Source organism: Psychrobacter immobilis, from assembly GCF_904846225.1.
In the GTDB taxonomy this organism is placed as follows: Bacteria; Pseudomonadota; Gammaproteobacteria; order Pseudomonadales; family Moraxellaceae; genus Psychrobacter; species Psychrobacter immobilis_F.
Genome location: NZ_CAJGZJ010000016.1, coordinates 1 through 22008, shown reverse-complemented (window position 1 = coordinate 22008; position 22008 = coordinate 1). Strand labels below are relative to the sequence as shown.

Annotated in this window: 18 protein-coding genes, 1 tRNA gene and 1 pseudogene; 7 read left to right on the top strand and 13 right to left on the bottom strand. The window is 39.9% G+C overall.

Going from position 1 to position 22008, the window contains the following annotated elements:
* The first annotated feature begins 47 nt into the window (after positions 1 to 47).
* The gene (locus tag JMX48_RS10665) at positions 48 to 902 is read left to right on the top strand and encodes a hypothetical protein (RefSeq protein WP_201537576.1); all 855 of its coding nucleotides are present in this window, start codon (positions 48 to 50) and stop codon (positions 900 to 902) included.
* A 62-nt stretch (positions 903 to 964) separates the two neighbouring features.
* Here JMX48_RS10665 and JMX48_RS14175 read toward each other — a convergent pair whose 3' ends face one another.
* From JMX48_RS14175 to JMX48_RS10625, 8 genes are all read right to left on the bottom strand, one after another.
* Complete coding sequence (locus tag JMX48_RS14175; RefSeq protein WP_201537574.1) at positions 965 to 1990, bottom strand: Eco57I restriction-modification methylase domain-containing protein; 1026 nt, start codon at positions 1988 to 1990, stop codon at positions 965 to 967.
* A complete protein-coding gene (locus tag JMX48_RS10655; protein WP_201537572.1) occupies positions 1990 to 5241 on the bottom strand; it encodes a DEAD/DEAH box helicase in 3252 nt (1083 codons plus the stop codon). Before JMX48_RS10655 ends, JMX48_RS14175 begins: the two co-directional genes overlap by 1 nt.
* A gap of 2 nt (positions 5242 to 5243) precedes the next feature.
* Entirely contained in the window at positions 5244 to 6131 is an 888-nt protein-coding gene (locus tag JMX48_RS10650) for a restriction endonuclease (protein WP_201537570.1), read from the bottom strand.
* Between the two features lie 219 nt (positions 6132 to 6350).
* A complete protein-coding gene (locus JMX48_RS14115) occupies positions 6351 to 7577 on the bottom strand; it encodes a hypothetical protein (protein WP_227687989.1) in 1227 nt (408 codons plus the stop codon).
* Between the two features lie 175 nt (positions 7578 to 7752).
* Positions 7753 to 8910 (bottom strand): TniQ family protein, encoded by a 1158-nt coding sequence (locus JMX48_RS10640; RefSeq protein WP_201537566.1) that lies wholly within the window; start codon positions 8908 to 8910, stop codon positions 7753 to 7755.
* On the bottom strand, positions 8868 to 9761 hold the full coding sequence (locus JMX48_RS10635; RefSeq protein WP_201537564.1) for a TniB family NTP-binding protein: 894 nt from the start codon (positions 9759 to 9761) through the stop codon (positions 8868 to 8870). The genes JMX48_RS10640 and JMX48_RS10635 overlap by 43 nt, the downstream gene beginning before the upstream one ends.
* Positions 9761 to 11791, bottom strand: coding sequence for a Mu transposase C-terminal domain-containing protein (locus JMX48_RS10630; protein WP_201537562.1), 2031 nt, complete (start codon positions 11789 to 11791; stop codon positions 9761 to 9763). The genes JMX48_RS10635 and JMX48_RS10630 overlap by 1 nt, the downstream gene beginning before the upstream one ends.
* On the bottom strand, positions 11781 to 12428 hold the full coding sequence (locus JMX48_RS10625; protein ID WP_201537560.1) for a TnsA endonuclease N-terminal domain-containing protein: 648 nt from the start codon (positions 12426 to 12428) through the stop codon (positions 11781 to 11783). Before JMX48_RS10625 ends, JMX48_RS10630 begins: the two co-directional genes overlap by 11 nt.
* A gap of 127 nt (positions 12429 to 12555) precedes the next feature.
* Between JMX48_RS10625 and JMX48_RS10620 the strand changes: the two are divergent.
* Positions 12556 to 13209: pseudogene (locus JMX48_RS10620) on the top strand (ATP-binding protein); the annotation flags it as partial.
* A gap of 27 nt (positions 13210 to 13236) precedes the next feature.
* Here the strand turns inward: JMX48_RS10620 and JMX48_RS10615 are convergent.
* Positions 13237 to 13923, bottom strand: a complete 687-nt coding sequence (locus JMX48_RS10615; RefSeq protein ID WP_201537558.1) for a phosphoglycolate phosphatase — start codon at positions 13921 to 13923, stop codon at positions 13237 to 13239.
* Between the two features lie 155 nt (positions 13924 to 14078).
* Positions 14079 to 14579 (bottom strand): DUF4385 domain-containing protein, encoded by a 501-nt coding sequence (locus JMX48_RS10610; protein WP_201537556.1) that lies wholly within the window; start codon positions 14577 to 14579, stop codon positions 14079 to 14081.
* Between the two features lie 365 nt (positions 14580 to 14944).
* Between JMX48_RS10610 and JMX48_RS10605 the strand changes: the two genes are divergently transcribed.
* The gene (locus tag JMX48_RS10605) at positions 14945 to 15256 is read left to right on the top strand and encodes a hypothetical protein (RefSeq protein ID WP_201537554.1); all 312 of its coding nucleotides are present in this window, start codon (positions 14945 to 14947) and stop codon (positions 15254 to 15256) included.
* Between the two features lie 117 nt (positions 15257 to 15373).
* On the opposite strand, the gene JMX48_RS10600 is transcribed toward JMX48_RS10605, so the two are convergent.
* Both JMX48_RS10600 and JMX48_RS10595 read right to left on the bottom strand, forming a co-directional pair.
* Positions 15374 to 15449, bottom strand: a tRNA-Phe gene (locus JMX48_RS10600).
* A gap of 122 nt (positions 15450 to 15571) precedes the next feature.
* Entirely contained in the window at positions 15572 to 15994 is a 423-nt protein-coding gene (locus tag JMX48_RS10595) for a hypothetical protein (protein WP_201537552.1), read from the bottom strand.
* A gap of 510 nt (positions 15995 to 16504) precedes the next feature.
* Here JMX48_RS10595 and hisB point away from each other — a divergent pair.
* The 4 genes from hisB (at position 16505) to JMX48_RS10575 (ending at position 19803) form a co-directional block, all read left to right on the top strand.
* Entirely contained in the window at positions 16505 to 17152 is a 648-nt protein-coding gene (hisB, locus tag JMX48_RS10590; protein ID WP_201537550.1) for an imidazoleglycerol-phosphate dehydratase HisB, read from the top strand.
* A 157-nt stretch (positions 17153 to 17309) separates the two neighbouring features.
* A complete protein-coding gene (gene hisH, locus JMX48_RS10585; protein ID WP_201537548.1) occupies positions 17310 to 17945 on the top strand; it encodes an imidazole glycerol phosphate synthase subunit HisH in 636 nt (211 codons plus the stop codon).
* Positions 17946 to 18264: 319 nt separating this feature from the next.
* Positions 18265 to 18627, top strand: a complete 363-nt coding sequence (locus JMX48_RS10580) for a hypothetical protein (protein WP_227687988.1) — start codon at positions 18265 to 18267, stop codon at positions 18625 to 18627.
* A 111-nt stretch (positions 18628 to 18738) separates the two neighbouring features.
* On the top strand, positions 18739 to 19803 hold the full coding sequence (locus JMX48_RS10575) for a hypothetical protein (protein WP_201537544.1): 1065 nt from the start codon (positions 18739 to 18741) through the stop codon (positions 19801 to 19803).
* Positions 19804 to 19828: 25 nt separating this feature from the next.
* On the opposite strand, the gene JMX48_RS10570 is transcribed toward JMX48_RS10575, so the two are convergent.
* Positions 19829 to 21160 (bottom strand): valine--pyruvate transaminase, encoded by a 1332-nt coding sequence (locus JMX48_RS10570; RefSeq protein WP_201537542.1) that lies wholly within the window; start codon positions 21158 to 21160, stop codon positions 19829 to 19831.
* Between the last annotated feature and the right edge of the window lie 848 nt (positions 21161 to 22008).

The window sequence follows — 22008 nt, the reverse complement described above, 5'->3', positions numbered from 1 at the left end:
ATATTAAGCTAAACTAATGTAAATTTACAACTAAAGGAGTTTGCAAAATGATTAAATTAACTAACAGTCATATGAGTAGTAAGTTTCAACCTTTTAAAGACCAAGTTATTAGTCATTTTAGGGTAAAGCCAGTAGTACAAGATATTGATTTAATTAAGATTTCTGAAAACAATATAAGTCAGCTAATTGAAGTAAAAAAATCTAAAAAGACAAATTACATTTGGAAACCATTTACTAAAAGAAATTATCCAAATCTTGGTTATGATCGTCTCGATGATTATAATTATAAAGCCTTATACGCTTTAGGCGAGGCGTTAGATGTTAAGGTATGGGTATACCACTACACACAAGACCACTTGGTTGATGAGGGTATAAACTTTTATAGAATATTAGACTCTAGCTTAAATATGACTGACCGCCTTACATGCTCTTTACAGGATTTTGAGTCCAAAATTCTAGGTAATCAATCTTCCAAATGTGAGCAAAGAAATAGTAATAAGGTAAAAGATTTTGATAATCCCAACATAGCTGCTAATCAGAACAATTTATTTTATGTTTTTCAAACAAATCAGGTTTTAAAAAACCATTATTATGTAGAGTATGGTGGTATCTGGACTATGCTTGTATCTAACCCTAGGACATATCAACCCTTATGGCTTTATATTGAGGTTGATATAGAGGCTAGCGGTATTGATCTAGACCAGATAATATTGAAAGATGAGTTTTATCCTCAAATTGAGATACATGAAAAAACCAATACGCCTCTATCCATAATTTCTTATAACCATGATATGACTAAATTTATAGTATATGAATATAATAATGACAGGTTCAATAGGATGGAAATGGACTCTAGTGAAATAAAAAACTACTACGGTTCATATATTCAGTTATTAAATTAATCACTGTGACACTGTATACTTATTATATTAGATCGAAAATTTAATATAGTAAGTACACATTACTAACTCATGGTTTTGACGTTATTTTCAATAAAGCTTATGTCCGTGACATCTAAGTTGTATTTTAAGTATAGCTGCTTGTCGATATCTGAGATACTTGCTGTCCAGTCAATATCGGAACTAGGCGTGAAGTCTTGTAGAGGTATCTTTGACCATGTTTCTTTTGTGGCATTATCTTGGGTTATTTTCTTGATACTAAGTAATAAACGTAAGAATTTACTCTTTAGATACTTCAACAGAGCTTCAGCTTCCCCTTCAGTTTCAAATTTACCAAAAGAAATAAATGTTTGTGTATGACCAGTTTTTGGCGGTGCTACTACAGGTGTACTTAATACTTCACCTACTTTACCTCCACCATTCGTCTTTGGAAGAAAGACCTTCCATCCGTTAAGGTTACCACCATCCTTAACATAGTCAGCATCGATATATTTATAAACTCGCTCATTGTTTTCTCTACCAAATATCTGTACTTGTTGATCGCTTTTTTTATGATCAGAAAAAACTTCAGGATATCTATCAAATATGTTGGAGCCCATCGATAATGCTTCGCTTTGCTTTGCCCGACCTTTTAAATTAGGGTGCTCCTCAAGTAGTTTTGGCATAAGTTTATAGGAACTACGTACATAAATAATCTCACCTAACTCTACAAAACCATTAAAGTTAATTACTTTACGCATAATACTGTCTAGCTCTGGAAGGCTAACGAATGTTTTGATAGCACCAAAATCTTTATCTTCGTCACGATATAAAACGGATACCCCTCCTTTAAAGCCAGTATCAGGAAAAACTCTAGATGCTTCTGGATTATAATAAACAACTTTTACATGCTTATCATTCAGGATTTTTTTGTTCCATTCTTTCGGGGTCTGTCCTGCATTAAACAAGAATCTTGCTGGAGAAATTAAACAGTAAGTGAAGCTACATTTTTCTGCTAAATCATAAAAATTTTGATAAATTGGGGTACTACGATTATTGTTAGAGTTATCCTCTTGATAAGGTGGATTACCAACTACAACATCAAATTTCATTATTTCTTATCTCCAAATAGTTCATTGCACTTACTCTTGAAATCATCATCACCTTTAGCATATGGAGTTGTATCTAAGCAAACGATATGCGAGCTATTGATAACTTTGGCTGACTCATCAAAACCAAAAACAAAATTGCGGGCAATATTGTAAATTATTTCACTAGGGGCGAAACCATAAATTTGGTTTTCTAAGATGTGCTTGAGGCGTACATTATCATCTGGAATCTCATTTGCTAGACCAACATATAAACGCCTTACAATTTCCGTCAGGTATAGACCAGACTTAACATACAGATCAGCAAAGGTTTTGCTAGAGTCACTAAAAATATCTGGATTTTCTTCTTCCAATATATCCACCATCATTTTTACGACTTTCCTTGGAGTGAATATCTGATTGGTTTGTTGAGGAGGAATATAATCAAATATATCCTCATCTTGACTTTCATCAAAGTAATTGGCAAGTTGAGTGCGTTTTTTTAAAAACTCTTGCACAGATTCGTTAAATACTGTTTCATCAAAAAAGTTAAATTTATCTCGCAGAGTTCTAAATTGATCTAAGGTAATACCAGTCACTTCTTTAAAAACATTTTCGCTGATGCGCTTATCAAAATTCTCAATTACAGTGTCAATTTCACCATACGCCATTAAGAATGAGGGTATGGTACGAGCAAAGCCACGTAAACGGGCACGCACATCATCTTCAACGGTATTTTTCTTTTTATCCTCAGCTTTTTGCAAAATAGCATGGTTTGACGCTTGTATTTGCTCTTGTGTCTTAGCGGCAACTTTAGCTGCTACCTCTTTTTGATAGTCCTCTTGTATTTGTATTTGTTTTGCTTCATAAGCCGCTTTAGCATCAGCTATTTTCACTTCATCAAGATGAGACCTTGATACTTCTTGCTCGTACTCAACTTCCGCTTCTTTTTGTTTGATATCAGTTTGTCTTTGTGAAATCTCAACCTCACGAGCGACTGCTTTGGCTGCATTATTCACAATATTTTCAGCAAAATTTTGAGTAACACCATTGTCTTTAGCAGCCTCTTTGATACCCTGTGCCACATTATCAATAAAGCTTTTTTCAATTGCCTTCGCATGGTTGTCTTGAGATTGTTCGCTAAAGGTGTCTACTGTACTTTGAATATTAGCATAAGTCTTTTCACCAAAGCGTGCTTCGGTTTCTGAGATCACAATATCTGCATCGACTTGAGCCTCACCTTCACTATCAACTGTAACATCTTGCGTATCAATGGGGTCTTGAGTTTTTCGAAGAACATTTTTACCAACCTCTACAGGATTAAGGTTTTCAAGGATTTCTCGCACTTCTTGTGACGCAAAAATACCGGACACATTCTTAAAGAGTAGGTTTGACATAAAGCCACGACGTACCACCTCTTGAGCCTTGATAGCTTTTGGTATAGTCAATACTTGAGTAGCATCAAGCTCAACCATACTGCCATCACTATCCTCTGCAATGACTGGGAAGAAGTTTAAAAGGTGCTTAATATTCTCTTTACGATCATCGCTTGTACCGCCACCGTTTACCGTCCTACGAGATAAATCGTTAGCAAACTCTTCATAGATGATTAATGTGCGTTCAGGTGCAAAATCAAACACGTAGGCATTTTCTTTTTGATATACCTGATCATCTATCTTATACTCCCAAGGATTTTGCGCACGGAAGGCGGCTTGCATATACAGGCTAGGTGACTTTATGTTTGATAACATCAATACCGCTGTCCATTCAGGAATAGTGATGCCTGTGGTTAGCTGACCCACAGATAGCGTAATGGTTTTATCGTGTGATTGAACAGCCTCTCTTACTCGAACAAGCGATTTATCACTAATAATTTCGGCGCTATCATGACCTTGACCATCCCCTGCGGCAAGGATGATCTCATAATTTTCAAAGACAGGGTGTTCTCTTAATAGCTTTTGCAGTGCTTTGGCACTAGCTATGCGGTTTAATAGCCAAAAGGTGTGTTTAAGCTCATCACGCAACGCCTTGGTTGAAAATGGATACTTCTCATTACGAGACAATGAATCTAGCCATTTCTTAACATCTGCTTCATGGACAAACTTGCCATTATCTTGTGTTTCAAAGAACTCATTAAGATCGAAAGCATAGTCAATGTTCTCGCCCTCAATTTTTGCCCCTTTATTTACCTCATCAGTGATAGCTTGACCCATTTGATAAGAAAATAGATTTAAACGAGGTAATTTTTCATAAGGATTGTGTTCGTCTGGATTGTCCCAAGTAGCTTTAGCGTTCTGCTCATCTGCATAGCTCCAATTATAAATCTCATCTTCATTAAATATACCGGCAGCAACGGCTTTGAAGGGTGTGCCAGATAAGTGTAGAGTAAAGTCACGGTCAATATTATCAAAAGCTAAATCCGTTTTAAGGGTATCAACCCCTTCATGAGCCTCATCAATGACTAGCATGTCCCATGTCATGTCTTTGACCCAACCAAGCTTATTGTAGTTACCACCAAAACTAATTGCTCCCTTTAGATCTTGTAGGGATATAAAGGCAATCATGTTTTTTTTACCAGAGGCCGTCTGTGATAAAAATTGCTCTCTTGTCAAGACAGGGCGCTCACTTAAGGAGTCGCTGGTAGAGACAAATGCAAAATCAGATTGCCACGCAATAAACTTCTCAAAATCATCAAACCAAGAGTTAGCGATACTCGGTCTGTTTGTTACAATAAGTACTTTGGTTGCATCTATTTGACGAGCTAAATCATAGGTTGTTAGCGTCTTCCCAAATCTTGGTTTAGCGTTCCATAAAAACTCACCTTTGGGATAAGATTTTATATAATGCATAGTTTGGGCCACTGCAGCAGCTTGCTCATCTCTAAGTTGATACTGAGCTTTCTCCTTTGCTTGATCATAAGAGTTTGCCAAAAAGCTTTCATAATCAGCATAAGATCTTTGTTTTAAATTATGCTCATAAAAAAACCACTCAGAGTTCTCAAAACGTTTAATTTGCTTATGTTTGATTAGATAATCATGAAGCCTTTTGTCTGTGAACTGCTCGCCTGATTCAATAAATATAGCAGGTGCATCCCATAACTTTTCATAGGTAAGTCGGGCTGTAAGTGTTTGCTCTTTGATGCGATCATCAACGTTCTTACGCTCGGTATAACCTATTTTTACCCAACCATCCTTTTTTGGAACTTCTGGTAAGGTATAAGCGTAAATTTGCGGATAAATAGGTTTTGCAGTTTTTATTTTGGGGGAATTACTCATTATTATCTTAATCCTTTATCAAAGAGTTCCATCTTGTTTTTATCCCAATTCATTATTCTGACACGCTTACCTAGTTTTTTTGAGCTTTCTTCACTATCAAGGTTCTCATCAAAAAGTTTCAACTGACTTTTAGTAGGTTTTTTTCGTATATCGGATAACGGGATAATATACTTCAAACCATCCATCTGAAATAGATTGTAGCTAATAATATTAGCTATGACAGCAAGGTGCTCATAGGTTGGCTTATCTTGCCACTTAGCAACATGGTAATCGTAGTAAGTGTATAGTAGGTTCTCGCGTGCCAATAACAGTGAATCACCGTTCCATTCAAAGCCATAACTGGCTTTATAGGCTTGCTCTACCAATTGATGCCATTCAGATTCTTTATCTACCTCAGAATTGATACGTGCCAATTTACGATCAACAAAGCCTACGCGATCAGGCAGAGGTACTTTATTACCTGTCTCCATATCATAGCGCGTTGCCATATAAGGCGCTTCACCACAAGTAATCTCTAACCACTTACGGTTAATATAGGTTTGTAAGTCATCATCACGATAGCTGGCATCAATCACATCATTTTGTTTTTTAACAATCCAAGTAGGGGTAAATACCTCTGCTTTAGATTTAGTGCGCTCTTTTTGAACATATTGCAGTTTTAAAGCACGAGGTACAATAAGGTTTCCCCTGTGCCCTGTTATTAACTTAGGCTTGATCTGATAAGAGGCACCATAGCTCCTACCATATTTTATATAGTTCTCATTTGCCCAAATAATATTGCGAGGTTTTTTAAAAGTGGATGTGGTGCGATCAATCAATAACATATCAAGTATGTCTGGTATTTGCTCAAGAATATCATTCTCAGAGATATCAGCAGAACCAAATCGCATTTTAATTTTTTTATCCCGACATATATTTTTAATTTTTGGACTGTATGGCTTTTGACCAAAAAGACCGTATTTCTCTATATATGTCATACGCTTTCTACTATTAGTAATAAGATTCATATTATCTCCTGTGTCTTTATAACCTAATCTAATCAAGATATCTCTATTTAATTGCAAGCTTCTAAAAATTAACTTAGATGTATACTAAGTAGTGAATAACTATTATATTTTCGGTAACCAATACTCTTTGTCATTAAATATTATTTTTGACATTTCCTCATTGCATGGCTGGATAGTTAACGTCTTGAGCGCCTTTAATTGAATATTTATCTTATGAAAATACGCCATCCCAAGTTGTAACCATAACAATTCATCCTTGTCTGATAACGGTTGAGGTTGGTTGTAGAGTAACATCAGTTGCCTTTCAATCTCACCTTTCTTGGCTTTTAAGACAGCATCTTTAGAGGGCTTCATGCAGACTAAGCCCAAACCATACTCTCTATTCAAAAACATTGCGAAACCATATAGCGCGCTGTACTGACCGTGCTTAACTAGCAAATACCCCTCTATTTGTTCCTGATTGGGCGTATTTGAGGTCTCAATGCTGTATTGAGTACATAGGTCTATTGCGGGTTGCAGAGCTAACCTGATCGATTTAAGCGAGGTTTTACCATTAAGCAGTTTTTGCTCTAAGTATTGATGGTAATCATTGATGCAGCGAGGCGCTTTACCATCAAATTTAGCCAACAGATTAATAATGCGCTCTTCTTCTGCAATCTGCTCTTTAATCTTAGTATCTACTACAACTTGCTTGGTCTTTATCAGCCACCGCAGCACGGTTAGATGCTCGCGTAGACCGTTTGGCTTGAACTCATTTACCAATGACTCGTAGCTTGGTATCTTGCTCCATAGCTCATCACAGCGAACAAAGAAGTCAATATAATTATTATGTTTAAGAGTAGCGGTCATGCTACCTTTGTTGATCATGAACCATTCAGTAAAGTCGATATAGGCTTGTCTCATTAGGATTGTGGACAATAAGTAACTATTAACCTTCGCCTCATGCTTAAGTCTTTGTGACCAGTAGCAGTCATTACATCGCCTGCCCATACCAGCAGGCATAAGTTTATGACAACTCTCGCAAGGTATATCACCAAAGTCATGACACTTTTGACACATAGGCCCTTTATCGCTATCGACAAGCTCTCTGTACCTATAGCATAAGGGACAGCTTTGCATAAAATGACTCTGATAACAGCTTGTACATACCGCATGATCATGAGATAGCTTTGAATATCGACTAATATCCCTTTTAAACTCACCACACTCAAAACATTCTTTCTTGGCCTTAAAATACCCCTGATAGCAGGTTTGACACACGCGCCCGTATTCAGTGTTGGCTCCATCTTTAACCGCCGAACCACCACAACGAGTACAGGGCTGATTCATGCGGCAACTACTACAGACAGCGAAATCTTCTTTTTTATGCAAACGGTTTATCTCACCGCACTGACTGCAAGGCTTTTTGATAAACCATATGCGATAGCAATTAGCACAATAGGTATCGCCTTTATAGCGTCTTTTAATTTTGACGTTTTTATTAGCACAAGAGTCGCATCGATGCTTAGTCTTCTTTATGCTTATCATAATTCTCCCTCATCTGCATCTTGCGCTTAAGCCTGTTCCAAGCCGCCATTACCGCTTTTGGTGAGGTTGGCTGCATATCTTCTGACTGTGCAGTGTAGCGACGCGCTGGTACGTGGGGTAGTTGATCATAAACTTGAGCAAAGGCTTTAGGGATAACCGTGTATTTTGACCACTGGAAGCTGTTTTGGGTGATATTAAGAACTGTACAAGCTTTGATCCAATCATCACCGTCAATTTGCAATAGGTGATAGGCGCATTCAAGTAATGCAGTGCGTTCCTCTATCGGTAAATAATCAAACCTGAGTGCTGTTTTAGGTAGCGATAAATCACTCGTATCAAGCTCTAATGTGGTTAAGAGCTTGCCAAACATATAGTTAGGGTTTTGCAGACCTCGCCTGACTAAATTAATTAAAAATAGCAGGTACTCAAACCACTGAGCCATACTGACCACTTGCCCTAAAACCATGCCTTGCCTACTCAAAAAAGCCTGATCAGCAAGCTGTTGGAACTCATTAAGCGCCTTGCTAGGCGATGTGTCCAAAATTGCCTTGTCCATCTTGCCCAAACAAGAATGACAGCGATTGATATACCGCTGCTCTGGGCTTAACATCTGGGGCTGGTAGGGCTGATTACAGTGAGCGCAGTCTACCTGTAAGAATGTCTTGTGCTTCGTGCAGCAGACAGACCACGTAAAGCGCCATTGCAGTTTAAGATAAGCCTCTTTATCGTCACTCATACAGTCAGGGCAGTAGGGATAACCCAGCCTTGAGTATCGATTGCGTTTTGACAAAGGAGTTGTCCATTGCAAGGGTGTCTTACTATCCGACTTAATAGACGTATCCTCTGAGAAATCGATCAATATCTGATCATCAAAAGTATCGACGTTATGACCAGTTAATATCGCGATATCCGAGGTGATTTGTCCATCGAAGTGATTAAAGCCTTTGTCAGCATCATAAGTCCATATACGGTACTTGGGCCAATAGTAGTAGGTAAAGGTCAAAGGGCTACAGCCATGCTTAAGCGCGGCACGCACTAGCCAAGACGTTAAGCTTTCACCACTTATAAAAGGTGTAGCAAAAGCTAGTGGTTTTACCCAATAATTTTGCGAAGTCCCTTGGTTGGTTTTAAACATGATTTGCCCTTAATGTTCTCAACAGTGATTTCTTCTTCACCTGATTCAATGGCGCTAATAGCGCAATCATTAATCAAGCGCTTCACATCGCCAAGGTTGCCTGTACTAATGCTATAAATTAGATTAACTTTTTCAGTTTCAATAAGCTTGGATGGCTTTTTGAGTGGTAAAATCTTCTCAAAACTGCCAACCAGACGTTTAAACTCTTTATCATTGCGCCATAGAGACAGTTCAGCCACATCAAAGCGACTAGCGTGTTGCGGGTCTGTGTGTAGAATACGAATAGCGTCTTTAGTGCCACAAAGCACGATAGGCATGAGCAATTCATTGCATAGGAATTTGATGACATTCATAATGGCTCGTTGCTGTCTTGCAGTACCCGTGAGCATTGAATGAACTTCATCGATAATGAGCATTTTGCCGTTGGTGTGCCTAAAGGCATTGACGACTTGGTATCTTAATTTATTAGTCGCATCGGTGGGTCTGTATGGCAATTGAAACGCCTCAATGATAGAGATATACAGATCCTTTTCACTGGCAGTTGGGGGCGCTTGTATCTTGATTATAGGGATAACTAATTCTTCATCAACCGTATAATTCTCTCCGAACTTGTCATAAAAACGATTTATGATTGTGGTTTTACCATTGTTGGAATCTCCAATAAGCAATAGGTTTGGCATACGATGTTGCTTTACATGGTTCATCAGTCCTTGCATAACATCAATAACTTGATTAGCAGTGTCGTAACCCACCCAACGCGGAGAATGGATAAATTCAATCCTCTCTTTATCAGGTAGATGAGCGATATGCCTAAATTTCTCATGAATGTGGGTGTATAAAGGGTCGCTCATCAGTCAATATCCTCAAAGTATAGGTCATCGCCATTCTCATTGTCATCATCACTCTCAAGGCTTACCTCTACCGCCTTTTTGTTTAATATCCTAGTTGATTCTGGCAAGGTATCTAATATATCTACTTCCTTATCTTCATCTAATTTCAACTTGTCATACATTACCTGCGATTTAGTATGGGCTTTTTTACGCTGCTCACTTCTACGCATCTTTTTAGTTGCACTTTTAGACTCTTCAACTAGGATTTGCATATCTTGTAATGCTTGATATATCAGCGCCTCGTTAACGGTTCCTGACTCCTGTTTAACTTGCCTATAAATACTCCTGTACTCCCACAGGCTAATTGGTGGCAGAACTTGATTTGCTAGTGGCACAGGAAAGTATTGCAGTAACTCAGGGTCATAAAACCATACTCTAGTAATGTCCCTTGGATCTTGTCTAAAGATAAACTTAGTCTTATTGCCATTATCATCAGTATGATTAATGAAGTTGTTTAAACAAGCATCGTAATACTGCAAGCCATCTATTGTTGCGCCATTTCTTTGAATAGTGCGCTCAATACTAGGCATGAAATCCAGTACTAGTGTATGAGGGTCTGATGGAATGGACGGCAACCCAACACCGCTCTCAAAGCCATCACCAAATATCCCTATGCGCCATTGCTCTTTAGGACTGCGATCAATACTTGAGTGTATACTTTCGTGATAATCCATCGTGACATAGGTAAGGAACCATCTTTCAAACTCATGCAAGGTTAAACTGGCATGCTTTTCAGAGTTATATTCGTCCTTCTCTCTAATATTAGAGAAGGTGGTACCGGGTAATTCATGGACACGTTTCATCATAGTGCCAATCAATCGTTCAATATGACCACCATACTCAGGTCTTGCTACTGGTCTAAACTCAAGATTGATACCATGAAAAGCGCAAGATTTTTGCAGACTTTGGGCCCTAAAGTCAGAGCCATTATCAACATGGATTTTTTTTGGCACCCCAAAGACATTCCATTTAATATCGGATAATCCAAACTCAAGCAACAACTCATCTTTTGGCAAGATGCTTCGTGAGATGCACATGCTAACTGAGGTAACAGACGGTGCATCTAGTGAGATGTAGTAGCCTGTGACCATGCGACTGTAAACATCAATAGCCACTGTAATGAATGGCCTACCAATAGGCTTTCTGTGCTTGTCATCAACCAGTATTAAATCTACTGGTGTATGGTCGATCTGAATAACACTAAGAGGGTAGTTGGCATCAGGGAATTGACCCGCTTTAGGGGTGAATTTTTGTTTTGCACGTTTTCTTTGACCACGCCCGCGCAACAAGTCTTTCTCTTTAATCTCACTGATACGGTTACGGATGGTGTTCTTACTAGGCTTCTCAATCCCTTCTAAGTGACAACGCCTAAAGATTTCTCTAATAGCAGCTTGTACATTAGGTCTTTGAACCGTAAGGTAGAAGTTATTGATGACATCGCTGATGATATTTTCCATATCGTCATCTAAACGTTTGGCTCCTTTTCGCCAACCCCTTTTTTGGTCAATTAAAGAGCCAATTGATCCTGTTGATTGATAAGCATCAACCCATCGTCTAAGAGTACGAGTAGAAACACCTACTTCCTCAGCTCTTCTTATATAGCCTTGCTCACCTCGATAGTGATCCTCACCAAACCAATCGTTTTCCAAAATGAGTGGGGTGATAGCTAGGTGCTTCTTTTGGGCTTCTTGCCATTCATCATCACCAATGTCATTAAGGTCAATGACAAACGAGCTATTTGCACCATCGGTCACATTATCAAAGTCATGGATAGATAAAACCTGATTACTCAGGCTTTTCAAGTTTTTAAATACCGCTTGATTTAGATCATCAAGATACTCAATAAGCTGGTACTCATCATTGTCGCTTTTATTACGATAAATCCCGCCAAGTACCATTTGAATATGATTGCGGCTATATGGGCTGCTAGTATCGAAATGAGTGCTCATTCTTAACCCTATTGGTTTGGTTACTACTTCGTTATTCAACATGCCAGACCTCCATTTGCGGGTCTTTAATGTCACCCCAAACATCAAACCCTATTTGCTTACTTGCCATTAAGTGCCAAACTAGTGCATGTCCATCAGGTCGATAAAGTGCCGACTTAAAGTATCTTGCCAAGATATAGTCAACAGTAGTAATACCACGTTGCTTGATATCAGCAAGTATTACCTTAACCTCTTGCTTACTAACACTTACGGTCTCATAAGCCCTTAAAAAGTTGATATTATCAAGCGCTTCATGCCGAATCCTATCCTCATCAAATATGATGAACCTAATACCTTTTTCTTTGCAGTATTGCCTAGCTGCTTTCCACTTATCAGACCAGTCCCGCCAGTTTAGTTGCCACTCACTTTTTGGCTTAACCTCTGCAATAAACGACTTACCTGATTTGGCGTCTAGCTCCACGTAGTAGTCAGGTGTGTAGTGGTAGGTTCTACCATTTTTAGTAAAAGGTATTTTTACAGGCTGAGGGGTTATGTTCTTAACATCCTCTCGAAAAGCATGATAAATAATAAAATCTCTTTCTAAAGTCGATTCGTAAGCAAGGGGCTTTTTCTTATAAGAAATGACACCTGAAACACTCCGTCTTGTCGGTTTTATTTTACGGGTTTGATGTTTGAACATTATGACACCTATTTCTGGTAATTTGTAAGAAGTTGACACCTATTACTGGTAATATCTGACATTTATTGTAGGTAATAATATGCTACAGGCAAAAAAATAAGGCCTTATTATGACACTTATTGTTGGAATTGACAGTGGCTCACGTCCCAAACCTGGTGAGATTACGCTGGCCAATAAAGGCGTTTTGTTTCTTGACGAGTTGCCAGAGTTTGATCGTACGGTGTTAGAGGTGCTGCGCCAACCATTAGAAGCCAAGCAAATTACGATTAGCCGTGCCAATTCACAGATGACCTTTCCAGCCAACTTTCAACTGGTCGCGGCGATGAATCCTTGCCCGTGTGGCTATGATGGTGACGGTTCAGCAAGATGTCGCTGTCGTCCCGAGCAGATTAAGCGCTATCAAGACAAATTATCAGGGCCGCTGTTAGATCGCATTGATTTGCATATTACCGTCCCTGCGTTGCCGATTGCCGATCTACAAAATGCTCAAGCTGGAGAAACCTCTGAGCAAGTGCGGATTCGGGTCGCTGCTGCCCACAAATATCAATTAAAACGGCAACAGAAAGTAAATAACGAGCTTAGTCCTAGCGAGATTGATCAATATATTCAGCTAGGAGAAGGCGAGCAGCAATTATTACAGCTCGCTCAGCAACGCTTGAACTTATCAGCACGCGGCTATCATCGAGTATTGCGAGTCGCACGGACCATTGCTGACCTTGCGGCTAGCGTTGATATCACTAGCGTCCATGTGTCCGAAGCGCTCAGTTATCGCAGTAAATAACTGGCTTTGTGTTGAATTATTTATCATTTATCCTTTTAAAATATAATCAACCAATGCGGCAAAGTCATCAAACACTTTAGTAGGATTTAGCTCACGAATATCTTGCCCGTAGTTATAGCCGTAAGATAACCCCAGTGTATCCATATTGGCATTTTGTCCTGCCAATATGTCGTTCTTTGAATCGCCAATCATCACCGCCTTATCTGCGCTGATCCCGAGGGCATCACAGACATGCAATAGTGGGGCGGGGTCTGGTTTTTTGACAGGCAAACTATCGCCGCCCAGCACTTCAGTGAATAAATCTTGCCAGCCAAATGATTGTAATATTTTTGGCACAAAGCGAATAGGTTTATTGGTTACGAGTGCCAGTTTAAACCCTGCCGCTTGTAGCTGTCTCAATCCACTATCGACATCTGGATAGGCGACGGTTTTGCTACCGCTAAGATTCTTATAAGCATCAAAAAACACCTGCTCAGCGTGATCGGCTTCCTCGACCGTCAATTCACCTTCTAACACGTCCACCTTACCGACCAATGCGCGCTCGACCAGCATCCTTGAGCCATTGCCTACCCAATTCCGTATGCTAGCGATAGGGTAGGGTTCTTTGCCAAGCGTGGTCAGCATCGAGTTAGTCGCATCCGCCAAATCTGGCACGCTATCGATCAAAGTACCATCAAAATCAAAAATTAAAAGTTGTTTATTATTGTTTGTCATTATTGGTTGTCCATGTGATAAATGGTTTGGAATACTGGGGTTGGTTCTCATTACCTTACGTGACAAGTCGTTTAATCGGCTTATTTTGTAGGCGGCTATTGTCATTTTTTTTGCTTTTCAAGTTGAGAGATATTATGCATTAGTGAATTTAAAGTCTACTCGATATCTTTATAACGGTCGCGATGCGCTTTTTTCATCGTTAGATACTGCTGGTTTTCGCGGCACAAATCCCATTTTTGTTTAAAAATACGCGCAGATTCTGCCTTAATCACGTCTTCCTCTTGTCTTGGCAGCTCTTCGCGCCCATGTGCACCGCTTTGGCCTTTTTTATCATCAGGGACGGCTCCTTTGTACTTCTTGCCACCTTTATGATTGGCATAGCGTCGGGCACGTGTATAGCCCATCTGAATAAACTTACGCGCCATATCCGCACCGACGAAGTCATCAGCCGTCAGATAATCTAAAAACATTTGATAAATCGTCTCGCTGCTTTCTGTGGCAATGTCAGGGGTCGCAAAGCGCCAATGCGGCAATATTTCAGACTTATAAGGCTCTACCAATAATACGCCTTGCTCACCGCGACCGACACGATATAATTCAGGCTGCGCCCGCAAATCTAAATGTTGATAGTCTAAATCGTAATCAAACTCTCTCATAGCGTTATCTGTAAAAGGTATTATTATTTAGTATACTGAGTCCAGTAGTTTAAAAAATAGTCTAAAAATGTTGTTCAGCTGTGAAGATGTGATATTTATACGCTATAGCCAGTCCTAGGGCGTGTCCTAGATAAAAGGTATACAAATATTATCACGAGCTATTGGGATAAACGTTACTTGCTTGCTGTGCCTGCGCAGACAGAGGCTATGCGAAATTCATACCAGTGGCTCTGTGTCCGTTTCATAATGAATCGACGTTATTTGCAGACGATTTATTATAAAATGCTCAGAACGCGCCAGTACCACTACTTGTCGGGAGTTCAATTATCGTGAATAAAAGGCTTATCCCTTGCTTGAGCTTTATAGTGTCGTTAAAAAATACGGTCACTATAACCGCATTGCTAATGATGGGAATATTGACCACCTCCATGGCTCATAGCGCGTGGTTTGAAAACCTGATACCACAAGGTGAGACTTATACAGTGCGAGAAATAGATCGTGATTTGGCATTTGTCATCGATGGTTTTATCTATGATGCCCGTACTTCTTGCTTTTTAGCAGTGGGCGATCGCGTGGTGTTTTTTGAGGGGCGTCACGGTACGGATTATCGCGCAACGATTTATGATCTGGACTCGCGTGAACGTTGTCAGCTATTATTGAGAGGGCGTTTGTCTTAACGAAACGCCTGTTATGACAATGCTTTCAGACATAAGGTTTTTTAGGTATAAAAGATTTCAGACATAAAAAAAGCCCCAAACATTGCTGTTCGGGGCTTTTAGAATGCTATAAACAAATGGTGGCTCGAGGCAGGTTCGAACTGCCGACACACGGATTTTCAATCCGTTGCTCTACCGACTGAGCTATCGAGCCGTCTTCGTTGAGGACGCTATTAAACTAAATATACGACCTGCTGTCAAGTTGTTTTTGCATTATATATGATAAAAAACCATAAATAATCTGATAGTGATGAAATCAAAGGGTTTAATAGCTTTTTAATCTTTCACCCGCAGCAGCTCGTATTCTCTCATGATGCGATGAATATTGGCATCAACAGGCACAAACTCACGTACGCCTTTTCTTACTTCGGCGTCATAGACCAATTTAATAAACTTGGCATCAATGGCGCGTTTGCGGTTTTCTGTATGGACAGTGAGGTATTGCAAACGTTTGGCATTGGTTTGTCCGTCATCAAAGCAAGCAACCGCGGCGATCGGTTTGTCATTGAACATACCGACATAGAGGCATTGCCCTCGTTTAAAGCCTTGCTCAACGAGACTTAATACCTCGAAACCGCTAGGCTGCTCATCATCGCTATCATATAAGGCATGCAAGCGCTCGGACAGCTCATTATCGCGGGCAGGCTTTTTAATCAGGGGTGTATCCAAGCTATTGATGGCGATCGCTTCTAAAGGCATAGCAGTTCCTATAAACAGACGGTTTCTAGCGTCAGGTCAATATAAAAAAGAGACAACGGGGCTGGGATAAATTTTTTGTCGCCTCTGTCTAGATAATCACAGTAAGCAAAAAAATTTGTCCCAGTCACGCAGGATAGTGTCGTGTATCCATTTTATTCAGTATCGACTATATAAGATAATATAGCGCGGTGCTGTAAAGTTGTCGATGGTAACGATTAATAATGCTGGTAACGATTAATAATATTGAACGTAATATTTTAGCAGAATGGCAAAAATTTGTGCGTGGTTTATGGCTTGGTCGTGGCAGTAAATGTTAGGGTTTGTTATGATGAGTACAGACAGTGTCACCGATGCTAAAAACCCGATGCTTTAGTGTCTTGTGTAAACACAGCTTTCTTTGAGAAATTTTTTAGAGCTAATTTATTATTAACTGATTTAGACGCTAGCAAAATGTATTGGGTGCTTTTCTGCCCTATTTTATTGACCGCTTTTTATTGATAGAGAGTCGCCATGACAGCCAATGCCTCTGAGCAAAACCCTTCACCAAATGCAAACTTATATGGTCGCCCTGAGCGTATCGCGACTGTCGAACGCAATACGGCTGAAACGCAAATCACTTGTACCGTAAACCTTGATGGTACGGGTCAAGGCACGGTGGATACGGGCGTACCATTTTTGGATCATATGATTGATCAAATCAAGCGTCACGGTTTGTTTGATTTGGATATCAAATGCAACGGCGATACCTTCATTGATGACCACCATAGCGTCGAAGATACGGGCATTACGCTTGGGCAAGCATTTAACAAAGCGCTTGGCGACAAGAAAGGTATCCATCGTTACGGACATTTTTATGCGCCATTAGATGAAGCATTGACACGCGCCGTCGTTGATCTGTCAGGTCGTCCAGGTCTGCATATGGACATTCCATTTACGCGCTCGCATGTGGGCCGCTTCGATGTTGATTTGTTTAGCGAGTTCTTCTATGGCTTCGTCAATCACTCATGGATGACGGTGCATTTGGACAATCTTAAAGGCAAAAACAGTCATCACCAAATTGAGTCAACTTTTAAAGCCTTTGCTCGTGCGCTACGTATGGCCTGTGAGTACGATGAGCGCGCATTGAACACCTTGCCATCGACCAAAGAGGCGTTTTAAAATGAATTTAAGGCTCTGCTACGGTGTTAGTCAAACTTGGCGTACTAACCAGTTGTACAGCCTGCACTTGGCTTCCTTGTAGCAGAGCCTTATCTACACGTTATCAATAAGATTTGATTGTGTGCTATTTAAAGCGATTCAAAATGAGAACTAATTAATGACCAAAATTGCACTATTAGATTATGGCATGGGTAACTTGCACTCAGCCAGCAAGGCGCTATCAGCGGTAGGGGCGGAAGTCTCTATCACCAATGACCCAAAAGTCGTCGCGGCGGCGGATAAGATTGTCTTTCCGGGTGTCGGTGCCATGCGTGACTGTATCGCTGGCATGCACGAGGCAGGCATTGACGAGGTGATACGTCAGGCGATATTTAACAAGCCTGTCATGGCTATCTGCGTCGGTATGCAAGCATTGTTTGAGCAATCTACTGAAAATGGCGGCACAGACTGCTTGGGTATCTTAAAAGGCCAAGTAAAAGCGTTCGATCCCACATGGACGGACGAGCAAGGCGCGACGATCAAAGTACCACACATGGGCTGGAATACCGTCAGTGGCATGGATTTTGACCATCCATTATGGCAAGGTATCGAGGACAATTCGCATTTTTACTTCGTTCACAGCTATTACTGTGAGCCTAGCGACAGCTCGCAAGTGGCTGCCATTTGTGACTATGGACAGCCGTTTTGTGCCAGTATTATCCAAGACAATTTATTTGCGACCCAGTTCCATCCAGAAAAAAGCCATACTGATGGCTTGCAACTGTTAAAGAATTTCGTCGAGTGGAATGTATAAATAGGCGATAATAGTGAAATGACCATTTGATTTAGTAGTAGGGTAGGTTATCAATTGTATAATCTACCTTTTTTATTCTCAGCAATAACTTTCTAGCTATCATTGTCTATATTCTGTCCTAAATAAAATCAGGTCAAATACTATCACGCGCTACTGGGATAAATTTTCCTTGGTTGCTGTGCCTTCGCAGACAGAGGCGGCGCAAAACTTATCCCAGTAGCACGGTGTTTGTTTTATAGTAGCTCGAATATAGTTATACTCTCAGTTTTTTCTACTCGCTTATACTTGGAATACTCTAGTGGACTTTACCGCTTTTAAAATGAATGTTGTTGAAACAACTGGCCTTGCCAAAGATGCGCTGCATATCTATGTTGGCATCGGCATTTATCTGCTTTGCCTGATGGTGTTACGCCCTATCATCAAACGCCAAGGTATTCGATCGTTTATCGCCTTAATCATCGTGACTGGCGTTGCGTTATTGGGAGAGTATTTGGATAATCGAGAGACGATTGAAGCGCTAGGCTTAGCTGGTTTAAGTCGTGAACAGCTGGTTGCGAGTATCCGCGATTTGATTAATACCTGCCTGCTATCTTATGTGCTTTTTGCGTTGAATAAATGGACAACCATTTTTCGTCCCACTGCAGCCGAACCAACAGCTAAGTTATTAAAAAAACGATCTTAGGCTTTTACTCATAACAACCAGTTAGCGTTCAAAGTGTGATTACTCAATTTCTAATACAAAGTTACGAATACTATGACCATACCTAAACGCGTCTCATATAGTCTTTTTTTAATGACTGGCTTATTTATTATAAACAGCTATCACTCAGCAATGGCAGGTCAAAATGCCAGTATTGATTTGAGTAAGCCTATTTCTGAAGCGCTGCTGGCTCAGTATAATCGTGACGGTATCGAGCTCGACTATGACAACACGCCCGTATTGAAGCAAGTTTTCGTAACGAATAACAATGGCGCGGTCGCACGCCAATTACCAAGTGGTGCCGCTAGAAAACTAAAAGACTATACCTTTGGTGAGAAGTTAGAGGTTATCGAAGAGCAAAAAGACTGGTATGGGGTTCGAGATAGAATTTATAGAGAAGATAATGACGGCGTTACAAAGACAGACGTTGTCAAATGGGAAAAAGTCTATGTCAAAAAAGCGCAAACAGGCGCTATTGATAAGATAGCTTTGACTCCCGAGGACTTAAACATCATATCGTATTTATCAGTTGATAAAGACTATGAGCATTTGGAAGAAGATAAAGTACTTAACGATTACCTAAAAATTGAGCTGATTGATAAGGCTTTGTTTGAGAAAAAACGTCCACTTGCTGTTAATTTTTTATCAAAAGATAAAAGTATTAAGAAGAAAAATGGTGTGCTATCAATTGCAACCGCTGGCAAGGTAGTAACGTTCACTGATAAGGACGTAGATAATGATGGGTATCAGATTTTTGAGTACGTAGGTCAGATTGCCCCGTTAAATCAGTATCTAGTCAGTGGAGGTTACTGGGAAAGCGGTGACTATAAGATGATTGATAAGGATACAGGTGAGACGACGCAGACGTTTATAGAGTATCCTTATATTTCACCCGATAAAAAATATATCATCTCAGCCTATACCAATCCGTATGAACAAACTACCGACTTGCAGTTATATAAAATTGACGGCAAAAAAATCACACCTATCATGAGTGCAGGTTTTAAAAACTGGATGCCAGCTATCGAACCAGAAGATATGTTTTGGGCAAGAGATGGCTATCTTTATCTAGCTGTTAATCACAGTGCTGCTTTTTGGGCAGTGGATGGCAATATTAATAAACAGCATCAATATATTAGAATAAAGGTGGATCTATAGAGACTCCACCCAGATTTATATAAATCTATCGCCCGTCATATAACGCGCGAACCACGTCACCGATCACTTTAATACCATCAGTCAGCGTTTGCTCATCAGCGGCGATACTCATACGGATACATTCATGTGCGTGCTTATAATCGCTCACATCGACACCGGGGAAGAAGTGTTCGCTTGGCACAATAAGCGTGCCTTTTTCTTTTAATATCTCATAAAGCTCACCGGTAGTAATCGGTAAATCTTTAAACCACAACCATAAGAATATCGCCCCTTCTGGCTTGTGAATCACTAGTGGATAATCACCCAATGCTTCTTTTAACAGCTTCACGGCGAGAGTCGCCTGCTTTTGATAAAACGGCTTAATCTCATTATCTGATAATTGCTTGATACGATCGTCTGCGACCAATGGTGTGGCAATCGCTGCGCCAAATCGTGTCGGCGCTAGATTCACCACCGCATTCATCGCGCTGACCGCTTCGATCACTTTCGCATCAGCAACGATGATACCCGTACGCATACCGGGCAGGCCAATTTTGGACAAGCTAAAGCAAAGAATCGTGTTGTTATCCCAATTCAGATGCGCGTCAGAGTAGATGATATTTGGGAAAGGCATACCGTAGGCGTTATCGATAATCAGCGGTATGTCATAGCGTTTGGCAATCTCGGCCAGATGCGCCATTTCCTCATCGGTCAGCACGTTGCCCGTTGGATTGGTCGGGCGCGAGCAACAGATAGCCCCGATACGACCTTCTTTTAACGCTGGCAAGTTCTCTAACGCTTCAAAATCAACACGATATTTAAAGAAACCTTCCTCACCATTATGCGTCACTTCATCGATATGCGGTAATACGGCTGCGAAATGCTTCCCTTCCACATGCACATCACTATAGCCAATATACTCAGGGGTCAATGGCAGTAGAATGGATTTGTCGACAGACTGGCTTTCTTCATCTTGGTTCTGTTCATCTTTAAAAGCACCGCCAAATAGATTAAACAGATAGAAAAACGCATTTTGTGAGCCATTGGTCAGGGCGATGTTTTCTGAGGTCAGGTTCCAATCGTAATGACGGTTAAAGAAGCCAACCAACGCATCGATAAAGCCTGCATCCCCTTGCGGATTAGAGTAATTCGCCATACTGATAATCGCGCTACTATTCGCTTCACCTGTATCATTGTCATTGCCAAGCGCCTTATAAGTTTCCAAAAACAGCTCATTGACGGCATCAATTTTGGCAGGGTTACCACCGCCCAGCATGTTGACAGGCTGATCGCTTTTTAGCGCGTCACCCAAATCGTCCATCAATTGTGAGATGCCAGTGGGCTGGGTAAATTTTTGACCGAACTTTGAGAATTTCATAAGGCTACCATGCTGTTTTGGAGAGAGAGTTATAAGTTGGTATTGAACCGATAAAGTTGGGCTAGTATAGCAAATGAGGGCTAGGTAATCCCCTCAATAAATAAGCAAACTGCATGGCTAATATTGGTTTATATATCTATACACTTTATGAAGCAAAAAACGCCTTCTAGGTGAATAGAAGACGTTTTGGGTTTGATGTTTTAGGAAATTGGTATTCTGGAGCTAATCTCGCCATTCTCTCACATCTTATATGCCCGCTACTGTCAAGGATAAAAGCCATGCTGTAGCGAAATCCATTATGACAATCAAAGAAATTGCTCAAGTTAGGAGTAGGTTGCTTTCCAAGCACATGTAAATTAGATAAACTAATAGAGTAAAGTTTTTATTAACAAACGATGTCTAAGTATGAAAATAGTATTTTCAATGATACTATAAACTAATTTAAGTCTCAGTAACCATATTAATTAGATATTTTCTTATCTATATTTTTATTATTGTGAAATGTCTGTAAATCATAGAATTTTTTATGATTATAATATTTTATTTCTTCTAATAATTTTTTATACTCATTACATAGCTCGTCGACATAGTCAACTTTTCTTCCTGCACTATCAATATAGTATCTTCTGAAACTATCAATATTAAATGATCCTTCGTCGTTTTCACTAGCACAATAAGAAAAGTTCATATTATCAAATAAGCTTTTAACTATGGATAAGTCAGTTTCATTAGCAAGCTTATCTACTTCTTCAATTATAATTGTATCTATAATATAGTCAGTTCAAAATAAAACTGTTATGGTCAGGACAAATATCATAAAACAATTTGGATAAGTCATTTTCCATCCA

Bases quoted from the DNA above. Each gene is read 5' to 3' on its own strand.
- JMX48_RS10665 (WP_201537576.1), top strand. From the start codon at position 48: ATGATTAAATTAACTAACAGTCATATGAGTAGTAAGTTTCAACCTTTT.
- JMX48_RS14175 (WP_201537574.1), bottom strand. From the start codon at position 1,990: ATGAAATTTGATGTTGTAGTTGGTAATCCACCTTATCAAGAGGATAAC.
- JMX48_RS10655 (WP_201537572.1), bottom strand. From the start codon at position 5,241: ATGAGTAATTCCCCCAAAATAAAAACTGCAAAACCTATTTATCCGCAA.
- JMX48_RS10650 (WP_201537570.1), bottom strand. From the start codon at position 6,131: ATGCGATTTGGTTCTGCTGATATCTCTGAGAATGATATTCTTGAGCAA.
- JMX48_RS14115 (WP_227687989.1), bottom strand. From the start codon at position 7,577: ATGAATCAGCCCTGTACTCGTTGTGGTGGTTCGGCGGTTAAAGATGGA.
- JMX48_RS10640 (WP_201537566.1), bottom strand. From the start codon at position 8,910: ATGTTTAAAACCAACCAAGGGACTTCGCAAAATTATTGGGTAAAACCA.
- JMX48_RS10635 (WP_201537564.1), bottom strand. From the start codon at position 9,761: ATGAGCGACCCTTTATACACCCACATTCATGAGAAATTTAGGCATATC.
- JMX48_RS10630 (WP_201537562.1), bottom strand. From the start codon at position 11,791: ATGTTGAATAACGAAGTAGTAACCAAACCAATAGGGTTAAGAATGAGC.
- JMX48_RS10625 (WP_201537560.1), bottom strand. From the start codon at position 12,428: ATGTTCAAACATCAAACCCGTAAAATAAAACCGACAAGACGGAGTGTT.
- JMX48_RS10615 (WP_201537558.1), bottom strand. From the start codon at position 13,923: ATGACAAACAATAATAAACAACTTTTAATTTTTGATTTTGATGGTACT.
- JMX48_RS10610 (WP_201537556.1), bottom strand. From the start codon at position 14,579: ATGAGAGAGTTTGATTACGATTTAGACTATCAACATTTAGATTTGCGG.
- JMX48_RS10595 (WP_201537552.1), bottom strand. From the start codon at position 15,994: ATGCCTTTAGAAGCGATCGCCATCAATAGCTTGGATACACCCCTGATT.
- hisB (WP_201537550.1), top strand. From the start codon at position 16,505: ATGACAGCCAATGCCTCTGAGCAAAACCCTTCACCAAATGCAAACTTA.
- hisH (WP_201537548.1), top strand. From the start codon at position 17,310: ATGACCAAAATTGCACTATTAGATTATGGCATGGGTAACTTGCACTCA.
- JMX48_RS10580 (WP_227687988.1), top strand. From the start codon at position 18,265: ATGAATGTTGTTGAAACAACTGGCCTTGCCAAAGATGCGCTGCATATC.
- JMX48_RS10575 (WP_201537544.1), top strand. From the start codon at position 18,739: ATGACTGGCTTATTTATTATAAACAGCTATCACTCAGCAATGGCAGGT.
- JMX48_RS10570 (WP_201537542.1), bottom strand. From the start codon at position 21,160: ATGAAATTCTCAAAGTTCGGTCAAAAATTTACCCAGCCCACTGGCATC.